The 21515-nt window shown below is 57.8% G+C and carries 18 protein-coding genes, 2 tRNA genes and 1 rRNA gene; 7 read left to right on the plus strand and 14 right to left on the minus strand.

Annotated features, from left to right (window positions below; all coding sequences use genetic code 11):
- Positions 1-200 precede the first annotated feature (200 nt).
- Genes C4N24_RS02305 through C4N24_RS02320 form a run of 4 tightly spaced genes read right to left on the minus strand, consistent with a single transcriptional unit; the run spans position 201 to position 6112 of the window.
- Entirely contained in the window at positions 201-1802 is a 1602-nt protein-coding gene (locus C4N24_RS02305) for a glycoside hydrolase family 36 protein (protein ID WP_112090147.1), read from the minus strand.
- Positions 1795-3180, minus strand: coding sequence for a glycoside-pentoside-hexuronide (GPH):cation symporter (locus tag C4N24_RS02310; protein ID WP_112090148.1), 1386 nt, complete (start codon positions 3178-3180; stop codon positions 1795-1797). Before C4N24_RS02310 ends, C4N24_RS02305 begins: the two co-directional genes overlap by 8 nt.
- The gene (locus C4N24_RS02315; protein WP_112090149.1) at positions 3171-5552 is read right to left on the minus strand and encodes a glycoside hydrolase family 2 protein; all 2382 of its coding nucleotides are present in this window, start codon (positions 5550-5552) and stop codon (positions 3171-3173) included. Before C4N24_RS02315 ends, C4N24_RS02310 begins: the two co-directional genes overlap by 10 nt.
- Positions 5549-6112, minus strand: a complete 564-nt coding sequence (locus C4N24_RS02320) for a TetR/AcrR family transcriptional regulator (protein ID WP_112090150.1) — start codon at positions 6110-6112, stop codon at positions 5549-5551. Before C4N24_RS02320 ends, C4N24_RS02315 begins: the two co-directional genes overlap by 4 nt.
- Before the next feature lie 185 nt (positions 6113-6297).
- On the opposite strand from C4N24_RS02320, the gene C4N24_RS02325 reads away from it, so the two are divergent.
- Positions 6298-6510, plus strand: a complete 213-nt coding sequence (locus C4N24_RS02325) for a hypothetical protein (protein WP_112090151.1) — start codon at positions 6298-6300, stop codon at positions 6508-6510.
- A 75-nt stretch (positions 6511-6585) separates the two neighbouring features.
- Positions 6586-6663 (plus strand) — tRNA-Thr (locus tag C4N24_RS02330).
- Positions 6664-6787: 124 nt separating this feature from the next.
- Here C4N24_RS02330 and C4N24_RS02335 read toward each other — a convergent pair.
- Positions 6788-6863 (minus strand) — tRNA-Thr (locus C4N24_RS02335).
- Between the two features lie 192 nt (positions 6864-7055).
- Here C4N24_RS02335 and C4N24_RS02340 point away from each other — a divergent pair.
- From C4N24_RS02340 to C4N24_RS02350, 3 genes are read left to right on the plus strand one after another with little or no spacing between them, the layout of a single operon-like run.
- Complete coding sequence (locus tag C4N24_RS02340) at positions 7056-7424, plus strand: hypothetical protein (protein WP_112090152.1); 369 nt, start codon at positions 7056-7058, stop codon at positions 7422-7424.
- A 16-nt stretch (positions 7425-7440) separates the two neighbouring features.
- On the plus strand, positions 7441-8355 hold the full coding sequence (locus C4N24_RS02345) for a DnaD domain protein (RefSeq protein WP_112090153.1): 915 nt from the start codon (positions 7441-7443) through the stop codon (positions 8353-8355).
- 9 nt (positions 8356-8364) lie between these two features.
- Positions 8365-9345 (plus strand): ATP-binding protein, encoded by a 981-nt coding sequence (locus C4N24_RS02350; protein WP_112090154.1) that lies wholly within the window; start codon positions 8365-8367, stop codon positions 9343-9345.
- 156 nt (positions 9346-9501) lie between these two features.
- Here the strand turns inward: C4N24_RS02350 and C4N24_RS02355 are convergent, their stop codons facing one another.
- The 3 genes from C4N24_RS02355 to C4N24_RS02365 form a co-directional block, all read right to left on the minus strand.
- Positions 9502-10290: an MBL fold metallo-hydrolase gene (locus tag C4N24_RS02355; protein WP_112090155.1), complete on the minus strand. Its 789-nt coding sequence runs from the start codon at positions 10288-10290 to the stop codon at positions 9502-9504.
- A 76-nt stretch (positions 10291-10366) separates the two neighbouring features.
- Positions 10367-11653, minus strand: coding sequence for a UDP-N-acetylglucosamine 1-carboxyvinyltransferase (locus tag C4N24_RS02360; RefSeq protein WP_044960577.1), 1287 nt, complete (start codon positions 11651-11653; stop codon positions 10367-10369).
- Between the two features lie 281 nt (positions 11654-11934).
- Complete coding sequence (locus C4N24_RS02365) at positions 11935-13953, minus strand: fructose-1,6-bisphosphatase (protein ID WP_112090156.1); 2019 nt, start codon at positions 13951-13953, stop codon at positions 11935-11937.
- Positions 13954-14086: 133 nt separating this feature from the next.
- Here C4N24_RS02365 and C4N24_RS02370 point away from each other — a divergent pair, with 133 nt between their 5' ends.
- Positions 14087-15001 carry a 4Fe-4S cluster-binding domain-containing protein gene (locus C4N24_RS02370; protein WP_112090157.1) on the plus strand — a complete coding sequence of 305 codons (915 nt, stop codon included), beginning with the start codon at positions 14087-14089 and terminating at the stop codon, positions 14999-15001.
- 163 nt (positions 15002-15164) lie between these two features.
- Complete coding sequence (locus tag C4N24_RS02375) at positions 15165-16253, plus strand: sugar kinase (RefSeq protein ID WP_097780422.1); 1089 nt, start codon at positions 15165-15167, stop codon at positions 16251-16253.
- Positions 16254-16374: 121 nt separating this feature from the next.
- On the opposite strand, the gene C4N24_RS02380 is transcribed toward C4N24_RS02375, so the two are convergent.
- The 6 genes from C4N24_RS02380 to rrf all read right to left on the minus strand — a co-directional run bounded on the left by C4N24_RS02380 (position 16375) and on the right by rrf (position 21386).
- Complete coding sequence (locus C4N24_RS02380; protein WP_112090158.1) at positions 16375-17172, minus strand: ABC transporter ATP-binding protein; 798 nt, start codon at positions 17170-17172, stop codon at positions 16375-16377.
- Positions 17165-18106 carry an ABC transporter permease gene (locus C4N24_RS02385; RefSeq protein WP_112090159.1) on the minus strand — a complete coding sequence of 314 codons (942 nt, stop codon included), beginning with the start codon at positions 18104-18106 and terminating at the stop codon, positions 17165-17167. Before C4N24_RS02385 ends, C4N24_RS02380 begins: the two co-directional genes overlap by 8 nt.
- A gap of 116 nt (positions 18107-18222) precedes the next feature.
- Positions 18223-19251: an ABC transporter substrate-binding protein gene (locus C4N24_RS02390; protein WP_112090160.1), complete on the minus strand. Its 1029-nt coding sequence runs from the start codon at positions 19249-19251 to the stop codon at positions 18223-18225.
- Positions 19252-19437: 186 nt separating this feature from the next.
- Complete coding sequence (locus tag C4N24_RS02395; RefSeq protein ID WP_112090161.1) at positions 19438-20163, minus strand: YkgJ family cysteine cluster protein; 726 nt, start codon at positions 20161-20163, stop codon at positions 19438-19440.
- An 84-nt stretch (positions 20164-20247) separates the two neighbouring features.
- Positions 20248-21120 (minus strand): D-alanyl-D-alanine carboxypeptidase family protein, encoded by an 873-nt coding sequence (locus C4N24_RS02400; RefSeq protein ID WP_112090162.1) that lies wholly within the window; start codon positions 21118-21120, stop codon positions 20248-20250.
- A gap of 149 nt (positions 21121-21269) precedes the next feature.
- Positions 21270-21386, minus strand: a 5S ribosomal RNA gene (gene rrf / locus C4N24_RS02405).
- Positions 21387-21515: the final 129 nt, after the last annotated feature.

Consider the following 21515-nt stretch of genomic DNA (forward strand, 5'->3'; position numbering starts at 1 on the left):
TATAATAGAGCCGGTGTCATTTTGAAGCACGGGAAAAGCAGTAGGACGTATAAAACCTCGGCGGCGCTGCACAGACCCAAGCTACATTTGAAAAGCTGAGAAATCATACTGGCAGAACAGCAAAACACCCGCCCATGTATCGTGTGCAAAGCACAGTATATGGGCGGGTGTTGTTGTTTGATTGTGGTTTGTTTGCACTGTCAAAACGGGTCGAAACAAAGTTTTTGCGGTGTTCCACCCAGCAGATACCGGATATAGAGACGGCCGTTTTCCATTTCCACCTGCACTTGCGTGGCACGCTCAAAGAGGGTGCGCAGGCGGCGGTACTCTGCCCGCTGCGCTTGTGTGTAGCGGGACGGCATATCCGAGGTAAGGAACACATCGCCCAGCAGGGCATTGACCGTGGCAAGGGTGTGCTTTTGTTCTGCCGTCAGCTTGCAGTTTTCCTTCCGGAGAAAGAACACATCCGGGTCGCTGCCGTAGGCGCGGCCATTGAGCTGCCGCCGGAATACAGTGTTGTTGATGGCCTGTTTTGTGGATACCCGCTCCCGGTGGAACAGGCGCATATACCACACATCGTCCCAGTCCAGCCCTACGTCACAGCTGACACGGCAGTAATCCACCAGCCCGAAGGCAGGCATCACCGGTACGCCGCAGCCGAGAATCTGCTTTTGCCCGCACCATGTGCGCAAAAGCTCCATAGCACGGTACATCCGGGCTGCCCGGCTCTCACGGGCGTTGCCAAAGGGGGCAGCGCCGTACAGAAAATCCAGCTTGACAAGGTCGAAGCCCCAATCGTTCAGCACCCGGTCAAACACCCGGCGCAGATAGTCCAGCACGGCCGGGTTGTCGATATCCAGCGCATAGAAACTGCTCCAGTTGCTGCCGCAGCACCATGGCGCACCGTTCACCTTCAGCAGCCAGTCCGGGTGCTGCCGGAAAAGGGCAGAGTCCTTTTCGCACACAAAGGGTGCAAGCCATAGCCCGGCCTGAAAGCCACTGGCGTGGATCTCCTCCACCATGCCTTTCAGCCCGTGGTGGAATTTCTGCGTATCCGTTTCCAGCCAATCCCCCACCTTCGGCTCCCAGCCATCATCGATCTGGAACAGGTCTCCCGGGCAAAGCAGGCTGCGGCAGCCGGTCATGTCCTCCCGGATGGTGTCCTCGGTGATGTTTTGATAGCGGTTGTACCAACTGGAATAGCCTGCCAGCTTTTTCTCCGTCCGAGGACGGATGCCCATCGCCTGAAACCAGCCGTCGAACACCTCGACCTCGCTGCCCTCGGCAAAAAACAGGTCGAAGAGTGGGAAACTGCCGCCGGGATGCTCCACCCCGGCGCAGTCCCGCTCCAGCGTCAGCAGGGCTTTGCCGCTGTCGTAGCGGAGGATGGTGTAGCCCGGGGTCTCGTCCAGCGATGCCACCAGCCGGAACTGCTTGCCCTTGCGGAAATAGCAGTAGGAAAAGCCGTGGCTCTGCCCCTTTTGATGCCCATAGGGCACAAAATGATAATCGCCGTAACGGTCAAAGGCATATTTCTTCAGTAGAAATCCCGGAATGTGGTCGGTGCCGCGCAGCTTGCCGTTCCGGTCAAGCTCCGGGCTGTAGGTCCATGTCTGGTAGCCGTTCATGAACAGACGCTCGTCTGCTTCCATCGTCCACGGCAGCTCGGCACACACCGTTTTCAGCGTCCCGGCGGGCAGGTCAGCGGAAAGATGCAGCACACCGCCATTCTCCGTGACCGCGCAGCTGCCCTTTCGTGTGCCGCCGGAGGTTTCCGCGTACCAGTGCAGCGTTTCAGTCATGGTGCGTTTCCTCCCCATGGAGCTGTGCGCTGATCTCGGCAGCGCGGGCATCGGTCAGAACGAACTTGTTGCGGAACAGCACCAGCACACCTGCCAGCACCAGCATGGGCAGAACCGTCATCATCAGGAGCAGACCCAGCAGCGTTCCGGCGCTTTGCACCGCTACGGGGCCAGTCTCTTCCGTGTTGCCCACAAGACCGATCAGGTCCAGCCCGATACCGGTCAGGAATACCGCCACGCCGGAGGCTGCCTTGACCACAAAGGTCTGCATGGAAAAGATAACGCTCTCCTCCCGGCGTCCGGTCTTGAGCTGGCCGTAATCCACACTGTTGGAAAGGAACAGGGTGGTCAGCACGGTCAGCATCCCGTTGCAGGCGAACACCACCACGCCCGGAATGCACAGCAAGGCAAGGCTGTGGGAAAGGCCAGTCAGGCAGAACGCCAGCAGCGTGCCGTAGCCGCACAGCGCCAGCACAAGGCTCAGATGGAATACCTGCGTACTGCTGAACTTTTTGCGCAGCAAGGGGTAAAGCACCATCATGCCAAGGATCTGCGCCGCACCGCCCACGGTGGAAAACAGAGTGTAGGTGGCTTTCCAGCCTGCACCGCCAAGGTCGTATTTGAAGAAATAGATGATGAAGTTGGAGGTAAGGTACAGCGCCGAGTTGATCAGCACGATGCTGCCCACCACTACCATAGCCTGATCGTTGCGGAACAGGGCGGAGAACATTTCCTTCACGGTGGATGTTTTCATCTCGCTGGGGGTGGTTTCTTTCATGGAAATGCAGCACACCAGCTCTGTCACTGCAAAAATTACCGCTACGATCAATGCCACCCAGCGGAAGCCAGCGCGCTCGCTGTCGCCGCCAAGGATGCCCACCAGCAGCATGGTGAACATGGCGATGAGGGCAGAGCCAACGCCTGCACAGGTGCGCCCTACCATGGAAAGATTCTCCCGGTCTTTTGGGGTACGAGTCACGGCGGGGATCATGGACCAGTATGGGATATCCATCATGGTATAGGTGACGCCCCACAGGATGTACACCACGCTGAAGTAGACCATCAACGCCGCTTCGTCCAGCACCGGGGCGGCAAACAGGGCGTAGAGCACCAGCGCATTGAGCAACGTGCCGGAAAAGATCCACGGACGGAAGCGCCCCCAGCGGGTGCGGGTCTTTGCCACCAGAACGCCCATAAAGGGGTCGTTGAAGGCATCAAAGAACCGGGCTGCCATGAGCACCAGCCCCACAAAGCTTGCCGAAAGCCCCAGCACATCCTGATAATAATACATGACGTAAGAAGCCGACAGGGCATATACCATATCCTTGCCCACGGCACCAATACCGAATGCGGTTTTCTGTTTCAGGGTCAGTTCCATACAGCATCCTCCTTTTCGATGGTGAACCGCAGCACAACGGGCTGGGTCTGCGGTGCAGAAACGGTCAGCACGGATTCTCCGGCAGTGCCCACGGTGCGCAGATAAGTACCGGTCATGCCGCCCTCTGCCACGGCGGTCTGCGGGCCCACAAGGGCGGCGCTGCCCTCCACCGCAAACTGCACCGGGAACTGTGCATAGGGAGCAGGAGTGCCGTTCTCGTCCAGAATGCGCACCCGCACAGCGGCCATATCGTAAGTGTCTTTTTCCTGAAGAGTCGTCCGGCTGGCCTTGACCTCCAAGTGCAGCTTTGCACTGGGGCAAAGGGTCACGCTGCGCACCACGTTGCCGTCCTGTACAGCATCGAACCGCCAGCGGGTAGCTTCGCCGCCCCAGTTGCCCACATATTTGCCGTAAAGCGCCACGCCATCCTCAAAGGTCATTTTGTAGTGCAGCATACACCAGCCGAATTTGACCTTGTAAGCCAGCGGCAGTCCCGCTAAGCCATATTTCCCGGCGGCCAGCAGGCAGTCCCGCACAGCGGCTGCCTTGGAGGGGGAAAAGTGCTCCTGCGTTTCCAGCAGCTCACCGATGGTATCGTCCACCACAAAGGGCGGATGCGGCAGTGCTGTCCACTCGCTTTGGCGCAGGGCGGTAACGAACACATCGTTTTTGTACAACTTGACCTGCTGGGCATTGCTGAAAACGTATGCCGTGCCCAGCTGCCCGGCGGGGTTATCGCCGATGTCCATGGAGGAACTGACCGCCAGAACCGGGTCAGCATCACCCTGACTGGCATAGACCGCCGCCGCCAATTTGGGGTTGCGGAAGCTGTCCAGCACGCCGTGGTAGCAGATGCGGTCGCCAGAGCCGAAATCCTTGTGAGTCTGGTAGTCGAACATACACCAGCCAAAACACCCGGCGTGTTCCCCGCTGCCGTAAGCGGCATTCTGCACCCGGACGTGCCGCAGGGCGTGCTCCTGCCGGTGTGGGCCATCGTCAAAGGCTTTGGTGGGGTACATATGACCATTGCATTCCGATATGAGCAGCGCCTTGCCCATATCCGGGGTCACGTCCTTTTTGGGCTTAGCGCCGGGCGTTACGCCGTTGTGGGAAAAATCGTTGTAGGCGTAGACGTCCTCCAGCAGATGGCTCTTTTCCAGATACCGCACGCCAGAAGTGGCACGGCTGGGGTCCAGCTGATGGGCAATTTTGTTGGTGCGGGTGTAGAACGTATCGTCATCCACGCTTTCGTTGATGCGCACACCCCACAGGATGATGCTGGGATGACTGCGGTTTTGCAGGAGCATCTCCCGCAGCATTTCACAGGCGGCGTCCTTCCAGTTGTCGTCCCCGATGTGCTGCCAGCCCGGCAGTTCAGTGAACACCAGCAGACCCCGTCGGTCGCACTCATCCAGAAAATATTGGCTTTGGGGGTAGTGGCTGGTGCGCACGGCGGTGCAGTGCAGCTCCTCCTGCAAAATGCGGGCATCCTCCCGCTGCAGGCTTTCCGGTGCGGCGTAGCCGATGTAAGGGTAGCTCTGGTGTCGGTTCAGACCCCGCAGAAAGGTCTTTTTTCCGTTGAGGTAGAAGCCGTCCGCCCGGAACTCTGCCGTGCGGAAACCAAACGTCACCTGTTTGCGGTCGATGGGCTGTCCGGCTGCGTTCAAAAGCTCTGCAATGGCATGATGCAAAACCGGGTGCTCTGTATCCCACGGCTGTGCGTCCGGCGCAGAAAGCTGCATCTTCCCGGTTTCTGCCGCCTGTGCGGTCTGCTCTGCCAGCAGGGTACCGTCTGCGGTCTCCAGCCGGATGCGGACCGCCACGGCTGCGGGCGCAAGCTCTGCCGTCCACTGCACCACGGCGTCATGCAGGGTGGGCGTGTAGACGAACAAATCGGTCAGGCGGCTTTCTGCCGCAGCCTCCAGCCAGACCTCCCGGTACAGCCCGCCGTAGGTCAGGTAGTCGATGACAAAGCCAAAGGGCGGGATAGCCGGGTCTTCCCTGGTGTCCAGCTGCACGGTCAACAGATTTTCACCCTCCCGATCTACAAGGTCGGTGATCTCCACCGCAAAGCCGGTATAGCCGCCCCGATGCTGCCCGGCAACCCTGCCGTTGACCCGCACCACTGCCTGATGAGCAGCGCCGTCAAAGCGGACAAACAGCCGGGGCGCAGCCTGTACCGGCGGCACCCGGAACCGCTTGCGGTAGCCGCAAACCATCTCGTAATCGGCCGGAGAGGCATAGTGCAGCGGCACCTCCCGGCAGGTATGGGGCAGGCGGACGACTTCCTGTTTTGGCACCGGCAGCCCCTTGCCAAAGGCTTCTGTCCAGTGTCGTGTAAACTCCCATCCATCGCAAAAACTGTGTTTCATCGCGGCAGCACTCCTTCCAGTAAAATCGAGATCATTTCTTCCAGCACAGCCACATACTGCACCCCGCTTTCTGCCAGACTGCGGTCTGCCAGAAAACTCTCGATGGATGCGGTGATCATCTGCCGCAACACCGGCAGGGATACCGGACGCATGACCCCTTCAGCCACAGCCTGCTCCAGCAGCACCATGGTGGGCTCCCACCCGTTTTCCAGCTGACTGCGCACCCGCGCCGCCACCACCGGGTATTTCTCGTCCAGTTCCTTCATCTGTCGCAGATCCAAAGCGGCGTATTCTGCCGGCATAGCAATGATAACTGCCCGCAGCTTTTCCTGCAAAGTACCGCTGCCCGCCAGAATCTCCTGCTTGCAGCGGTGGATGTCTGCAAAGGCGTGGTCTACCATGTCCAGTAAAAGCGTCTCCTTGGAAGGATAAACGGTGTAGATGGTCTTTTTGCTGATATGCAGCGGCTCTGCCACCTGCTGCATGGTGAAATGCAGCCCCTGTTGACGGAACAGCTGCATAGCCTGCGTGCGCACCAGCGCATCGAGCTTTTCCTGCATAAGCGTCCTCCTTGTGGAAACCGTATTTGCTTTTCCGGTTTCCATTCTAGTGCGGAAACCGAATCAAATCAAGCGGTTTCCGCATTTTCTGCGTTATGCCGAAGAACCGTCGAAAAATTGCAGCAAAATGACAATAAAAATATCCTCAAAGAACTTTTTGCCCTTTGAGGATTAGTATATAAAACGTGAATCTAAGTGAATTGGGTTCTGCAATCTCACTTGACGAGTCAACCAACACTGTACAGACCGAAAATCTTCGTCTACTGCAAATCATTCTGACCGAAGAAATCACTACAAAAGGCTTGACTCCAGATCAGCAAAACATCACACAGTACGGCAAGGAGTTAGAAGCCTTGTACGATGAAATTCTGGATTTGACATCCAAAATCATCACCTAAACCACGATGCACACGCACCGTGGTTTTTGTTTGCCCATTTTTAGCACGATGCAGTTTGCACCGTGCTTTTTTCATGCCGTTTTAGCTCATGTTGGTCAGAGCAGCTGCCTTGTAAGCAGCAGGCCGCCGGTTCGATTCCGGCAAACGGCACCATCGCAGCGGGCAGTGCGTCCCCTGCCCTTGCCCCATCATGTTGCGGTTTTTTCGAAACCTCAATTTTTTGAAAAGAAAAAATCCCGCAAAATCTTACGTTTTAAACGTAGTTTCGCGGGATTTTTGGAGCTACTGACCTGATTCGAACAGGCGACCTGCTCATTACGAGTGAGCTGCTCTACCAGCTGAGCCACAGTAGCACATTGCACATCTGCTGCAACAGGCAATATTTTACCATATTTCTGCTGCACTGTCAAGGCCGGATTTCCTGTAAGCGGGGCAGCTTTTGCAGGGCGTTTCACAAAAAGTTATTGCATTTTAGCCCGGCTGCTTTATAATAGAATTGATTGCGCAAAAGGCTGCGCCTTTTGCCGGAAAGGACGAGCTGCACCATGATCTTTGTTCCCCTGCTGCACTACTTTTTGTGCAAGAATGATTACAGCGGCAACGAAGCCGGACTGCGCTACCGGCTTACGCCGGGCAAACGCACCGTGCCGGATCCGGACAGCGGCGCGGATGCCACCAAGGAGGAAAAGATCCTCACTGTGGACTACTGGCCCGCGCCTTGGACGATCGACAAGACCGACCCCGCCCTACGCCGCCGGGAGGTATTTCCGCTTACGGACGAAGGGCGTGCCGCCGCCGCGCAGTATCTGAAGGACGCCTACGATGCCGAGCCGGAGCGCTGGAACAACTGCCCGGACATGATGGACTGCGACCCTTGGGAGCCGCCCGCCGAGCCGGATACTGCCAACGAATGAACCGAACGAGGAAACCATGATCTACCGTTTGAAAGAACTGAAGGGCGATACCATCGCCGTGCCGCAGCTGGTGTTCTCCAAGCTGGGCATTGCCGAAGAATACAATGTGCGGGTGGCGCTGTATGTGCTGGCCACCGGCGTGACCGACCCGGACAAGATCTGCGCCGACCTCAAGCTGCGCAGCCGCATCAGTGCAGAAAGTGCGCTGGCTTTCTGGGCAGGTGCAGGGCTTTTGGAGCGCTACGAGGAAAACGCCGCGCCGGGCGCAGAACCCAGCGCTCCCGCCCCCATGCGCTGGGCGGAGATCGCCGCCGCCAGCCGCACCGACCCCATGATCTCCAGCCTGATCGACTGCGGGCAGACCAGCTTTGCCCGTCCGCTGACCCACACCGAAATGGAAAAGCTGGTGAACCTATATGTGCAGGAGGGCTTTGCGCCTGAAGCTGTGATGCTCTGCGTGGCCTATGTAGCCAGCCGGGGCAAACGTACCATGGCCGCCGTGACCCACGAACTGAAGGTCTGGCGCGCCGAGGGCGTGGAGACCGGCGAGCAGGCCGATGCTCACTTAAAGCTGCTGGCACTGCGCCAGAGCCGCGAGGAGTACGTCGGCAGCCTGCTGCAGATCTCCCCCGAGGAGCTGACACTGGGCGGGCGCAAAGCCATTGCACGCTGGTACGAGGTGTACGGCTACGATGACGCCATGGTGCAGGAAGCCGCCGTGCAGGCCGGCCCGAAGCGCGACCTGTGGTACTGGAACAGCATCCTTAAAACATGGAACGCCAAGGGGCTGCGCAGCATCCACGATGTGCGCGGCCCGGTGGCCGCAGCCGGAGCAAGCCGGAATATCCGGGTAGACCGCGACACACCCAGCGGAAACGATATCCTGAAAAACGCCACCCGCCGCCGTTCCCTGATCAAGAAACCGGAGTAAGGAGCCTTTATGCGTACCAAAAACGAATTGTATCAGCAGGCATTGCGCACCGTGGCCATGCGGCGGCAGACCGCCCGCGCCTTGGCGCAGGATGCACAAGCCGAAGCCGAAGCAGCCATTCCCGGGCTGCGCCACGCCGAGGAGGAAGTGCGGGTACGGGGCATCCGCTGCGCCATTGCCGGAGCTTCCGGCAAGGACCGTACCGAGACTGCTGCTGCCCTTGCGGCGGCAAAGCAGAAGCTGACCGCCCTGCTGGCCGGGAGCGGACGCCCTGCGGATGCGCTGGAGCCGAAGTTCACCTGCAAGCGGTGCGAGGACACCGGCGCAGTGGACGGCCGCACCTGCGACTGTGTGCGCCGGGTGATGCAGCAGCTGCGCCGGAAGGAGATCGAGGAACTGTCCAGCCTGTCTGTCTCCAGCTTTGACACCATGCAGCTGGACTACTACCCCAACACGGTGGACAAGGCGCTGGGCGAGAGCGTGCGCAGCTACATGGCCGAGGTTCTGGCTGACCTGCGGGATTACGCCGCGGACTTCTCCCCCGCTACCCGCGAAAGCCTGCTGCTGGTGGGTAACGCAGGGCTGGGCAAGACCCATGCCGCCCTTGCCATTGCCGGGGAGGTGCTGCGGCAGAACTACGATGTGATCTATGTCTCCTGCCCGGACTTTTTCGGCAAGCTGGAAGCGCTGCATTTCGGCACAGACCCCGGCGGTGAGGAAGAGACTTTGTTCCAGACTGCCTGCAACGCCGATCTGCTGATCCTTGATGATCTGGGCACCGAGTTCAATTCCAGCTTCTTCCTGACGAATCTGTACAGTCTGCTGAATAACCGCTTGGGCGCAAAGCTGCCCACCATCGTCACAACCAATATCACGGACGGTGCGCTGCTGGAAAAGCTGTATACGGAAAAGATCTCCAGCCGCCTTGCAGCCTTTGTACAGATCCAGTTTTTGGGCAGTGATATCCGGGTGCAAAAAGCCGCAGAATAAGTCGTTTCATTTCTGCCGGAGTTGCACATTTTTTGAGAGAAACAATTGCAAAATAAGTGCGGATCACCGCGCAAAGAAGAAGCCATCTGCCGCAGCATGACCGGGATTTGAAACCCTCGGGATCAGCTGTTGCAGATGGCTTTATTGTTTGACAAATCAGAACGTCAATGCAGGGCTTACCTCGTTGCGGCGCTGTGCCTGCACGATGCAGTCTTTTTCCGGCACAACACCGGCTGCACCCAAGGTGGTGAACACGGTCTGCAGGGCAAGGCTGGGCGTGTTATTCTCCTGCGAGAGATGGCACAGAGCGAACTTTTTGCAGCCGCTCTGGATCAGCTCCAAAAGCTTTGCGGAGCACTCGTCGTTGGAAAGGTGTCCCCGCACGCTCTCGATGCGGGCGCGCAGATAGTAGGGGTAGGGCCCGCTGCGCAGCATATGCAGGTCGTAGTTGCTTTCCAGCGCCACAAGGTCGCAGCCGGAAAGCGCTTCGTGCACCGGCGGGGTCAGGGTGCCAAGGTCGGTGGCGATGGTCATGGTCTTATCGTCCGGGGTGTGGATGCGGTAGCCCACACAGGGCACGTCGTGGCTGGTGGGGAAAGACTGCACCCCGAAGCAGCCGATGTCCTCTTCCCTGCCCTCCAGCGCGTTCAGCGCACAGTTAGCGGGCACGATATCGTTGGCATCCAGAAAATCCAGCGTAGCCGCTGCGCCGTACACCGGCAGCGGGTTCTTTTTCAGAAAGGTGGAAAGCCCCTTGACGTGGTCGCTGTGCTCGTGGGTGACAAGGATGCCTGCGCAATCGCTGATGGCAAGCCCCAGCGATTTGAGCGCTGCCGTGGTGGTGCGCACCCCCTTGCCCATATCCACGATAAGGTACTGTGCGCCGCAGCGCACCACGCTGCTGTTGCCGGAGGAGCCGGAATACAATGAAATGAACTCTGCCATGAAAACCTCTTATGTTACCACCTAAAAACAGCCCGCCGCACAAAATTTACGGCAGGCTGTTTGTTTTTTATTTGTGTTACAGGGCCTGTTCCAGTGCAGCGGGCATCCGCTCCACCTTGCTGATATCAGCACCCAGACCGCGCAGCTTTTCCACGATATTCTCGTAGCCGCGCTCGATATGACCGATCTCCTCGATCTCGCTGGTGCCGTCGGCCATCAGAGCAGCCACCACCATAGCAGCACCGGCACGCAGGTCGGAGGCGCGCAGCGGTGCGGGGCTGAGCTTTTCCACGCCCTCAAATACGGCCACCTGACCGTCCACCTGCACGCTGGCACCCATCTTGCGCAGCTCGTCCACATAGCGGAAGCGGTTGTCCCACACGCTCTCGGTGATGGTGCTGGTGCCCTTAGCCACGCTCAGCAGCACACCCATCAGGGGCTGCATATCGGTGGGGAAGCCGGGGTGCGGCATGGTGTTGATCTTCAGCGGCAGAATATCGCCGGTGCGGGATACCCGCACAGCATCGTCAAATTCTTCCACAGTAATCCCAGCGCGGCGCAGCTTGGCCGTGATGGGCTCCAAGTGCTTGGGGGTGACGTTCTTAATGAGCACATCGCCGCCGGTGGCAGCAGCAGCTACCATATAGCTGCCGGCTTCGATCTGATCCGGGATGATGCTGTAGGTGCAGCCGTGCATCTTTTCCACGCCGCGCACCTTGATGACGTCCGTACCGGCACCGCGCACGTCTGCGCCGCACATATTCAAAAAGTTTGCCAGATCCACCACATGGGGCTCCTTGGCGCAGTTTTCCAGAATGGTCTGACCCTTGGCCATGACCGCAGAGAGCATACCGTTCATGGTAGCGCCCACGCTGACCTTATCAAAGAAGATATGGGCACCGGTCAGCTCCTGCTTGGTGCGCACGGTGATCATGCCGTAATCCACGCTGTCCTCTGCGCCCAGCGCGCTGAACACCTTCAGGTGCTGGTCGATGGGGCGGGGACCCAGATTGCAGCCGCCGGGCATGGCCACCTGTGCCTTGCCGAAGCGGGAAAGCAGTGCGCCAAGGAAGTAGTAGCTGGCGCGCATCTGGCGGGACAGGTCGTCCGGCACATTGGTGGTGACCAGATGCCGCGTATCGATCTCGTAGGTGTTGCGGTTGAGCATCTTCACCTGTGCACCCAAGGTGCTCAAGATCTTGAGACTGACCGACACATCGCTGATATCGGGCAGATTTTCGATCACGCAGACATCCGCTGCCAGAATGGTAGCAGGCAGAATACCCACAGCCGCATTTTTTGCGCCGGAAATGGTCACTTCTCCGTGCAGGGGCTTACCGCCGGTAATAACAAATTTCTCCACTTTTATGATCTCCTTGTCAAAGGCCTGTGCTACAGGCCTGTTAAGGCTACTGAAAGCATTCCATCTCGTTACTTATACCGCCGGGGTGTACAGATTCACCAACACCGGGGCAGATTTATAACTATCCTATTATACACTACTTCCACAAAAAAGCAAAGCCCGATTTGTATCTGTTTCATTATTTTCTGTTTTGCCCAGATTACACGCGGATATTCCAAAAATTTATTGAATTTTTCATCAATTTTGACGAATGCCGACCCAAATTTTACCCTTTGGCGATATCACCAAACGTGATCCTCGCACCGTGCCTCCGGGATCCAGCCCAGCTGATAGGCCGTTACCAACTGCTTCAGGTCATGCACGCGCTCCCGCAGCACCTCGCCCTCGTCCGTATCTTCCACGAGGATGCGATGATTTTCGGTTTCCAGAATGTTCTTCTGGGACAGGATGTCCAAATTCTCCCGCACCGCCTTTTCGGCGCTTTCAAAGGGCTGATGGGTGCGCAGGGACATGGTGCGGCTGGAATACACCAGCGTGTACCCGGCAATACCGGTCTTTTCGTGGTAGGCGCGGCAGAACCCACCATCGATGACCACCAGCCGTCCCCCGCCCTTGATGGGGCTCTCGCCGTTTTTCTCCTGCACCGGCACATGGCCGTTGACGATATGGCTCGTACCCGGCAGACCGAACTCTGCCAGAATGCGGCGGCAGGCGGCTTCATCGTTGTACCAGCTATAATAGGGATCCTTGACCTCCGTATGGGTGGCGGGGTCGGCGATATACAGCCGCTCAAAGGTGGTCATGGCGCTGCGTCCAAACAGCGGCGAAAGCTTGCCGCACCACAGATACCACAGAAAATCCTGTCCGCTCTGGCGGGCGGCGCTGCCCTCTGCCCCGTAGTAGCCCCGGCGGGCGCGGGCGTCGCAGTAATCCATCAGGGCACGGCCGGAGTAGCGGCGCCCCTCGAAGTGCTCCACCGCAAAGCCGCCCTTCGTGTTCATGGGCACAGCGCCGTGGTAGAGCAGATTGCCGTTTTCAATGTGGTACACGCTGCCCTTGGCATACAAAAATTCAATATGCTGTTGTAATTTCTCGCTCTGCCGGAAGGACTGCACCAGTTTTTGCAGTACCAGCTGCTCGTCCGGGTTCAGCTTTGCGGGGTCTGCCGGGTCTACCGTGGGGAAAGAGGTGTCCCGCAGGGGGTAGCTCTTCTCCCCTACCTGCACGGTGTGGGCGTCCCAGTCGATGCGGCGCAGATAATCCCGCCCCTGCATCTGGAAATCCGGGTTGCGGTCGATGACCTGACATTCCAGCTTGAACATGAGGATGGAGATGGCCTTGTGCATCACGGCACAGCGGTGGAGCATTCCTTCCGTATAGGGGCCGCGGGCGGCGTCCGTGTGGGGCATCCAGATGGAAAGGTCATCCTCGCCGTAGAACTGCTCTGCCATGCGCTGCAAGTGCCGCAGATTGATGCCGTAGCAGTCCTCCAGCATCCCGTGGTTGTGGTAGGCCAGCGTGGTTTTAAGTACGGTGCAGATGCAGATGGGACTGCCGGCGGCAGCACCCATCCATACCACGTCATGGTTGCCCCACTGGATATCCACGTTATGGTGGCGCATCAACAGATCCAGAATGATGTCCGGGCGCGGGCCGCGGTCAAACAGGTCGCCCACGATATGCAGCTTATCCACCGCCAGATGCTTGATCAGCTCACACAGCCGCACGATAAAGCGGTCGGCGCGGCCGTTCTCAATGATGCTGCCCACGATCTGGCCGTAGTACAGGTCTTTATCGTGATCCTCAAAGTGGGCGTGGAGCAGCTCGTCCAGAATATAGCCGCAGCTGGACGGCAGACAGCCGCGTACATGGTCGCGGGTGTGCTTGGAGGACACCAGACGGCAGATATCGATCAGCTGGAGAAGGGTCTGGGTATACCACTGCTCCAGTGCATCCTCAGTGGTGCAGCGCGCCTTGAGCTGGGGCAGCTTTTCGGTGGGATAGTAGATCAGGGTGGCAAGCTCGGCACGGGCTGCTTCCGGCATAGTACCGCCCAGCACGGCATCCACCTTTTCCCGGATGACGCCGGAGGCAGAGTTCAGGATATGCACGAAGGCTTCGTTCTCGCCGTGCAGGTCGCTCATGAAATGCTCCGTACCCTTGGGCAGCTTGAGCAGCGCCTGATTGCTGATGATCTCGCTGGCGGCCGCCGCCTGCGAGGGGTAATCTCTGGCCAGCAGAGCCAGATACTTCAGATTATCGCGGATCTCATCGGTTTCGATGCGCATGGTCTCCTCCATCACAACGCATTCCTTGCCCTGCAAAGATGTTGCGTTTTTTGTATTATCGTTTCTCTGTATTTCAGTATAGCACGAATGGCACCAAAAGTGGTATACTGAATACGAAAATTTTAAGCAAAGGACTTTGGATATTATGCCGAAAACCATTTCCGTTCCCACCTGCTGCACCCTCTGCCCCCGCCGCTGCGGTGCAAACCGTGCCGCCGGGCGCACCGGCTTCTGCGGGGCAGGCGCTGCCCTGAAAGCCGCCCGCGCTGCCCTGCACCACTGGGAGGAGCCCTGCATCAGCGGCACAAGGGGCAGCGGCACGGTGTTCTTTTCCGGCTGCACCCTCAAGTGCTGCTTCTGCCAGAACTACCCCATCAGCGCCGAGGGGCTGGGCAAAGAGATCACCGTGGAGCACCTGGCTGAGATCTTCTTGAATTTGCAGGCGCAGGGCGCACACAACATCAATCTGGTCACCCCGGGTCAGTGGCAGCCGTGGATCATTGCCGCGCTGGACATTGCCCGCGCCAAGGGGCTGCGGTTGCCCATCGTGTGCAACACCGGCGGCTACGAGACCGTGGAAAGCGTGCAGGCGTGGCGCGGGTACATCGACATCTGGCTGGCTGATTTAAAATATGTGTCCTCTGCCCTTTCCGCAGAGCTTTCCGCCGCGCCGGACTATTTTGCCGAGGCAAAGCCCGCCATCGAAGCCATGATGGCACAGGCGGGGCATCCGGTGTTTGATGCAGACGGCATCCTGCAAAAGGGGGTCATCCTGCGGCACCTCGCGCTGCCGGGTCATGTGGAGGACAGCTTTGCCGTGCTGGATCAGATGGCTGCATGGAACGACGCCGACCCCGGGTGCTTTCTGCCCAGCGTCATGAGCCAGTACACCCCTTTCTACAAGGCCGCAGAGCATGGCATCGGGCGGCGCATCACTACCTATGAATACCGCCGGGTGGTGAACTACGCCATGGACAAGGGGCTTGTGCAGGGCTATATGCAGCAGAAGAGCAGCGCCAAGGAGGAATACACCCCAAGCTTTGACCTGACTGGGGTATGATCCTGCGGCAGGGCAGTTTTTTCGGCAACTTTACCAAATTTTATGGTTTATTTTCTCTTGTCTGCGCGTGCAAACGCTTGCATTCTGTCTGGGAACGCACTATAATGGATACAACGATGTGTTAATAGTTGCGGATTCCCGCAATGTCATCAGGAGGAGCTTTATGGAACATTTCAATCCGATCCTTGGCAGCGAACCCAATGGCCAGAAGTTCATCACCTGTGGTGAGATCATGCTGCGCCTGACCCCGCCGAACTACGAAAAGATCCGCATGGCATCGGCTTTTGAGGCCAGTTATGGCGGCAGCGAGGCCAACATTGCGCTGGCGCTGGCAAACCTTGGCGTGGACAGCACCTTTTTCAGCGTAGTGCCCAACAACAGTCTGGGCAAGAGCGCTGTGCGCTGGCTGCGCTCCAATGACGTGCACTGCACCCCCATGATCCTGACCGAGCCGGACGAGACCCCTTCTAACCGTCTGGGTACTTATTATCTGGAGACCGGCTACGGCATCCGCGCTTCCAAGGTCATCTACGACCGCAAGCACAGCGCCATTACCGAGTACGATTTTTCTCAGGTGGATCTGGACGCCCTGCTGGACGGCTACGACTGGCTGCACCTCAGCGGCATTACCCCGGCACTAGCACCCAACTGCCGCAGCCTGATCCTTGATATGCTGAAGGTTGCCAAGAAGAAGGGCCTGACCGTGAGCTTTGACGGCAACTTCCGCTCCACCCTGTGGACTTGGGAGGAGGCACGGGACTTCTGCACCGAATGCCTGCCCTATGTGGACGTGCTGCTGGGTATTGAGCCCTACCACCTGTGGAAGGACGAAAACGACCACAGCAAGGGCGACTGGAAGGACGGCGTGCCCCTGCAGCCCAGCTACGAGCAGCAGGACGAGATCTTCCAGCGGTTCATCGAGCGCTACCCCAACCTGAAGTGCATCGCCCGCCATGTGCGCTACGCTCACAGCGGCAGCGAAAACAGCCTGAAGGCCTTTATGTGGTACGAGGGGCACACCTTCGAGAGCAAGCTGTACACCTTTAACATTCTGGACCGCGTGGGCGGCGGCGATGCCTTTGCCAGCGGCTTGATCTACGCCATGCTGCACAACTACAAGGCCATGGATATGATCAACTTTGCAGTGGCAAGCAGCGCCATCAAGCACACCATCCACGGTGATGCCAACATCACCGATGATGTGAGCACCATCCGCAACCTGATGAACATGAACTACGATATCAAGCGGTAAGCCGCATACAGCAACAGGCTCCCTGCCATTGGCGGGGAGCCTGTTTTCTTTGTGCCCGCAAGCAGGATACAGAAAAAGGGCGTTCCACCCGTAAGCGGATGGAATGCCCTTTTGTTCTTGCTTAGTTGGACAGGATCATGCGGTCATTTGCAAACTCGCCGCCGCTGGCGATCTGGAACTTGGCCAGCAGGTCGGAGACGTGCAGCTTCTGCTTTTCCTCCCCTGCCACGTCGTAGATGATGTGCCCCTCGTGCATCATGATCAGGCGGTTGCCGTATTTGATGGCATCCTTCATGTTGTGGGTGATCATCATGGTGGTCAGGTGGTTTTCCTCCACGATGCGTGCCGAGAGGGTAAGCACCTTCAGCGCCGTTTTGGGGTCCAGTGCGGCGGTGTGCTCGTCCAGCAGCAGGAGCTTGGGTTTGTTCATGGTAGCCATCAGCAGGGTCAGCGCCTGCCGCTGACCGCCGGAAAGCAGCCCCACGCGGGCGGTCAGGCGATCCTCAAGGCCCAGATCAAGGGTCTTGAGCAGCTCGCGGTACTGCTCCCGCTCAGCCTTGGTGATGCCGATGCGCAAGGTGCGGCGCTTGCCGCGCCGGGCTGCCAGCGCCAGATTTTCCTCGATCTGCATAGTGGCAGCCGTGCCGGTCATGGGGTCCTGGAACACGCGGCCAATGTAGGCGGCGCGCTGATGTTCACCCAGGCGGGTGACGTCCACGCCGTCGATCAAAATTTTGCCCTCGTCCACCGGCCACACACCGGCAACGGCATTCAGCATAGTGGATTTACCCGCACCGTTGCCGCCGATCACGGTAACAAAATCACCCTCGTTCAGCTTCAGGTTCAGGCCGTTCAGGGCGGTCTTCTGGTTCACTGTACCTGCATTGAAGGTTTTGGAAACATTTTGGATCTCAAGCATTTTTTGCGTCCTCCTTTGCCTTTTTGACCGGCTTCGAGAAGTATTTGCCCTTCCAGTACGGCACAGCAAGGAACACCGCCACCACGGAGGCGCTGAGCAGCTTGAGCAGGTTTGCATCAAAGCCCAGCGTCAGCACCAGCTGAATGACGATATAGTAGATGATCGCGCCGATGGAAACCGAGGCCAGCTTGAGGGCAAAGTTGTGAAAGATGCGGCCAAACACGGCCTCGCCGATGATGACGGCAGCCAGACCGATGACGATGGCACCGCGTCCCATGCCGACATCTGCAAAGCCCTGATACTGGCTGAGCAGCGCACCGGACAGCGCCACCAGCGCATTGGAGACAGCCAGTCCCAGCACGATGTTGAAGTTGGTGTTGATGCCCTGTGCGCGGGACATGGCAGGGTTAGAACCGGTAGCGCGGATGCCGCAGCCCAGCTCCGTACCGAAGAACCAGTACAGTACCCCGATGACCACCGCCGTAACAAGGATGACCATGATGATGGGGTTATGCAGGGCAAATTCCTTGACCCAGCGCAGGGAGATGAGCAGGCCGTACTTATCCACGTTGATGGACTGGTTGGCCTTGCCCATGATCTTCAGGTTGATGGAATACAGCGCCAGCTGGGTCAAGATACCGGCCAGAATGGCGGGAATGCCCATAAAGGTGTGCAGCAGGCCGGTGACAAGGCCAGTAGCAAGGCCGGCCAGCACAGCCACCAGCAATGCTGCCCAGACATTCATGCCGGAAAGCAGGCACATGACGCACACTGCGCCACCGGTGCCAAAGCTGCCGTCCACGGTCAGGTCGGCTACATCCAGAATACGGTAGGTCAGGTACACGCCAATGGCCATGATACCCCAGATAAGCCCCTGCGCACAGGCACCCGGTAAAGCGCCCGGCAGGTTTGCAAGTCTTGCAATGATCTCCAAAACAATTTCCTCCTAAACGTTACACTTTTTTATCTCCCGCTTTGATACGGGAAAGCGGAGAAGAGCAAGAATCCACTCTTCTCCGCTATTTTTATATTGTTCCGGTTTTGCTGTTATCAGGCTTCGATCTCAACATAGCCTTCCGGTGCGGTCAGGCCAAGGTCATCGCAGACAGCCTTATTGTACTTTTTGGTCACATCGGTGTACTCGATGGGCATGGTGGAGATATCGCTCTCGCCGTTCAGGATCTTGACTGCCATCTCACCGGTGGTGTAGCCCAGATCGTAGTAGCTGATGGACAGAGTAGCCACGCCGCAGCCGGAGCAGATGCCCTCCTCACCGGCGAACACAGGCTTCTTAGCCGGGCGGCAGATGCCGTCCACGATGCCGGTATTGGCGGCAACGGTGTTATCGGTGGGCACATACAGTGCGTCGTTCTCGTCCGCAGCCTTCTGGCAGACGGAGGACAGATCGTTGGAATCCGAGAAAGCGTACTGGGTAGCAGTTACGCCCTTAGCCTCCAGATACTTCTGCACTTCATCCACCTGATACTGGCTGTTGGCCTCGGCAGAGCAGTACAGCAGGCCGACCTTCTTGACCTCGGGCATCCACTCCACGATCATGTCTGCCTGCTGATCCAGCGGTGCCAGATCGGAGGTGCCGGAGACGTTGCCGCCCACGGTGCCGGAGAAGCTATCCAGACCCAGTGCCACGCCGTACTCGGTAACGGAGGTACCCAGAATGGGGATAGTGTTGGTAGCAGCCTGTGCAGCCTGCAGAGCAGGGGTGGCGTTTGCCATGATCAGGGCCACGCCGGAGGAAACAAAACCGTTGGCAATGGTGGCGCAGGTAGCGGAATCGCCCTGTGCATTCTGGAAGTCGAAGGTGACGTTCTCGCCAAAGGAAGCGGTCAACGCATCCTCAAAGCCCTGCGTAGCGGCATCCAGTGCAGCGTGCTGCACCAGCTGGCAGATACCAACGGTGAACTTTTCTCCGTTGGAAGCGGCAGCGACCGATGCAGAAGCAGCCGTGGAGGATGCTGCCGCAGAAGATGCGGAGGAAGAACCGCCGCAGGCAGAAAGAGCAGCTGCTGCGCCGCAGGCAGCGGCAGCAGTCAGGAAGGAACGACGAGTGATTTTACGCATATTGATGATCTCCTCTATCTTCAGCCCTTGCAGCCAACAGGACGCCGCACTCCGGGCCGATATTGTAAGCGGATCAAATAAGGTTCGCTTTACACTCGTGAAGTATATCACAGAATCACTGGCAAAACAATCCACTTTTACCCGAAAACGGCCTTTATTATCGATTCAAGTAAAGATATCTATCAATTATTTTGAACGATTATTTCGCTTTTTCTGATACTCCGTCAGTTTACGCAGCTCCGTGTCCAGCGTTTGCAGGTTTGCTTCCAGCTGCGGCAGATAGTCCTGCGCATAATCGTAGCCAAAATACAGTGCCTGCCAGAGCTTTGCCTGCATCCTGCGCACCAGTACCGGGCTGAGCACTGTCTCCAGCTGTTCCACCGTATCTTCCAGCGCCATGCAGGTCTGCGCCCAGCGCACATCAATGGCTTCCCGGGCAGGCACATCGTAGCGGGCAAGATAATCCTGCACCCTTGCTTCGATCACCTGCCCGCCGCAGCCGGTGGGCTGTAAAAAATAGTGTACCTCCCCTGCCCGGCTGATCTCCTGCGCCAGCGGATACAGCGCACATACAAGCGGCTCTGCCTCATGGATGGCGCAGTGGTTTTCGGTCAGAAAGGGGCAGTTGTTGCGGTTTTCCTTCACCGGAGCAAGCCGCAGCACCGGTAAATGGCTCACTCTGCCTATGCTGCTGCGGCAGTAGCCCCGTGCCACGATCTGCGGCGGCAGACGCAGCCGAGCAGCAATACGCCACAAATCATAGCCGGACAGCACGATATCCTCCCGCCCGCGGCAGCAGTTGCCGCAGCCCGCACAGGTAAAACGGAGCTGTGCATCCCGTTCCAGCAGCGGCATGGCATCGGTACGGGTAAAATTTATCTGTCCGCACAGGTCAATGGCTTCGTCTCGCATAGTCAAACATCCTTTTCCGTGATAGAATGCCCCTATTGTACCGCCGAAATATCCAGTTTGCAAGGCGAGCCCTGTGTAGCGCGGTTATTTTTTATCCGCCAGTTTCCGGTACACATGCACTGCATCGCGGATGTTATATTGCTCTGTCCCGTGGTCTCCGGGCGCGGCAAGCGTAACAAGGATGTACTCTTTTCCGTTCACGGTGGCAAGGCTGGCCAGACACAGCCCTGCGGCGGCGGTATACCCTGTTTTGCCGCCCTCGATTTGTGCCCCCTCGGGAAGCTCTGTTCCGTCCAGCTTGCCCAAGAGCGTGCTGGTCAGCGAAACACCCTCCGGATGCTGCGCAGTCGCTGTGGTGGTGTAGTGCTCCGCAGTAAAAATGGTGCGAAAGGTCGCATTGTGTAATGCTGCCTGCAAGAGCTTTGCCATATCTGCCGCACTGGAATAGTGCTCGGTATCCGTCAGGCCGGTGGGATTGGTAAAATGGGTATTCTTCATACCAAGCTCTGCGGCCTTTTGGTTCATCAGTGCGGCAAAGTTATCCTCACTGCCGCTCACCAGCCGCGCCAGCGTCTCACAGCATTCTGCACCGGAAGGCAGCATCGCACCATAGAGCAAGTCCCGCACCGTGACCGTCTCCCCGGGCGCAAAGCCTGCCATAGATGCTTTTTCGGTCTGTAAGGCTGGAAAAATATCCTCCGGCAGTGTTACCTGTTTATCCAGATCGGGTTCCCCCTCAATGGCCAGCAGTACGGTCATCATTTTTGTCAGGGAAGCCGGCGCAGCACGCTCATCGGCACGTTTCTGTGCCAGTACCCGCCCGCTTTGGGCGTCCAATAAGATTGCGTGTCGGCTGGCTGTATCCAGCAGAACATTCTGCCGCAAAAACAGCACCAACAGCACAAGTAAAGCTGCCAGAATACAAAGCCGCCGACAGCGGCGGTGGAATCGTTTCATGATCAATCGCATCCTTTTTTGCAAAATATAAAGCGCTTTCATCTCTTAACACGAGACAAAAGCGCTTTTCCCTGCAACTTTGCGGCTATGTATTTTTATGTTAACGCAACAAAAAAGCCCTGAGATTTTCATCTCAGAGCTTTCAGTTAAGTCGGCGACTACCTATTTTCACAAGCCGTTTCCAGCTAACTATCTTCGGCACAAGTAAGCTTAACTTCTGTGTTCGGAATGGGAACAGGTGGAACCTTACCGTCATCGACACCGACCGATTTGACTGAATCAGTATAACACATTTCTGTGCTTCTGTCCAGTATTTCCTGAAGGACGTGCCTTCAAAACTGAATAATCACTGCTAACATTTTTTCGTTGACTTAAAAGTCTCAAGCGAATTGTGG

This window comes from Faecalibacterium prausnitzii, from assembly GCF_003287405.1.
Classification (GTDB): domain Bacteria; phylum Bacillota; class Clostridia; order Oscillospirales; family Ruminococcaceae; genus Faecalibacterium; species Faecalibacterium intestinale.

Bases quoted from the DNA above. Each gene is read 5' to 3' on its own strand.
- C4N24_RS02320 (WP_112090150.1), bottom strand. From the start codon at position 6,112: ATGCAGGAAAAGCTCGATGCGCTGGTGCGCACGCAGGCTATGCAGCTG.
- C4N24_RS02370 (WP_112090157.1), top strand. From the start codon at position 14,087: ATGCCGAAAACCATTTCCGTTCCCACCTGCTGCACCCTCTGCCCCCGC.
- C4N24_RS02315 (WP_112090149.1), bottom strand. From the start codon at position 5,552: ATGAAACACAGTTTTTGCGATGGATGGGAGTTTACACGACACTGGACA.
- C4N24_RS02305 (WP_112090147.1), bottom strand. From the start codon at position 1,802: ATGACTGAAACGCTGCACTGGTACGCGGAAACCTCCGGCGGCACACGA.
- C4N24_RS02395 (WP_112090161.1), bottom strand. From the start codon at position 20,163: ATGCGAGACGAAGCCATTGACCTGTGCGGACAGATAAATTTTACCCGT.
- C4N24_RS02340 (WP_112090152.1), top strand. From the start codon at position 7,056: ATGATCTTTGTTCCCCTGCTGCACTACTTTTTGTGCAAGAATGATTAC.
- C4N24_RS02375 (WP_097780422.1), top strand. From the start codon at position 15,165: ATGGAACATTTCAATCCGATCCTTGGCAGCGAACCCAATGGCCAGAAG.
- C4N24_RS02310 (WP_112090148.1), bottom strand. From the start codon at position 3,180: ATGGAACTGACCCTGAAACAGAAAACCGCATTCGGTATTGGTGCCGTG.
- C4N24_RS02365 (WP_112090156.1), bottom strand. From the start codon at position 13,953: ATGGAGGAGACCATGCGCATCGAAACCGATGAGATCCGCGATAATCTG.
- C4N24_RS02380 (WP_112090158.1), bottom strand. From the start codon at position 17,172: ATGCTTGAGATCCAAAATGTTTCCAAAACCTTCAATGCAGGTACAGTG.
- C4N24_RS02390 (WP_112090160.1), bottom strand. From the start codon at position 19,251: ATGCGTAAAATCACTCGTCGTTCCTTCCTGACTGCTGCCGCTGCCTGC.
- C4N24_RS02350 (WP_112090154.1), top strand. From the start codon at position 8,365: ATGCGTACCAAAAACGAATTGTATCAGCAGGCATTGCGCACCGTGGCC.
- C4N24_RS02400 (WP_112090162.1), bottom strand. From the start codon at position 21,120: ATGAAACGATTCCACCGCCGCTGTCGGCGGCTTTGTATTCTGGCAGCT.
- C4N24_RS02355 (WP_112090155.1), bottom strand. From the start codon at position 10,290: ATGGCAGAGTTCATTTCATTGTATTCCGGCTCCTCCGGCAACAGCAGC.
- C4N24_RS02345 (WP_112090153.1), top strand. From the start codon at position 7,441: ATGATCTACCGTTTGAAAGAACTGAAGGGCGATACCATCGCCGTGCCG.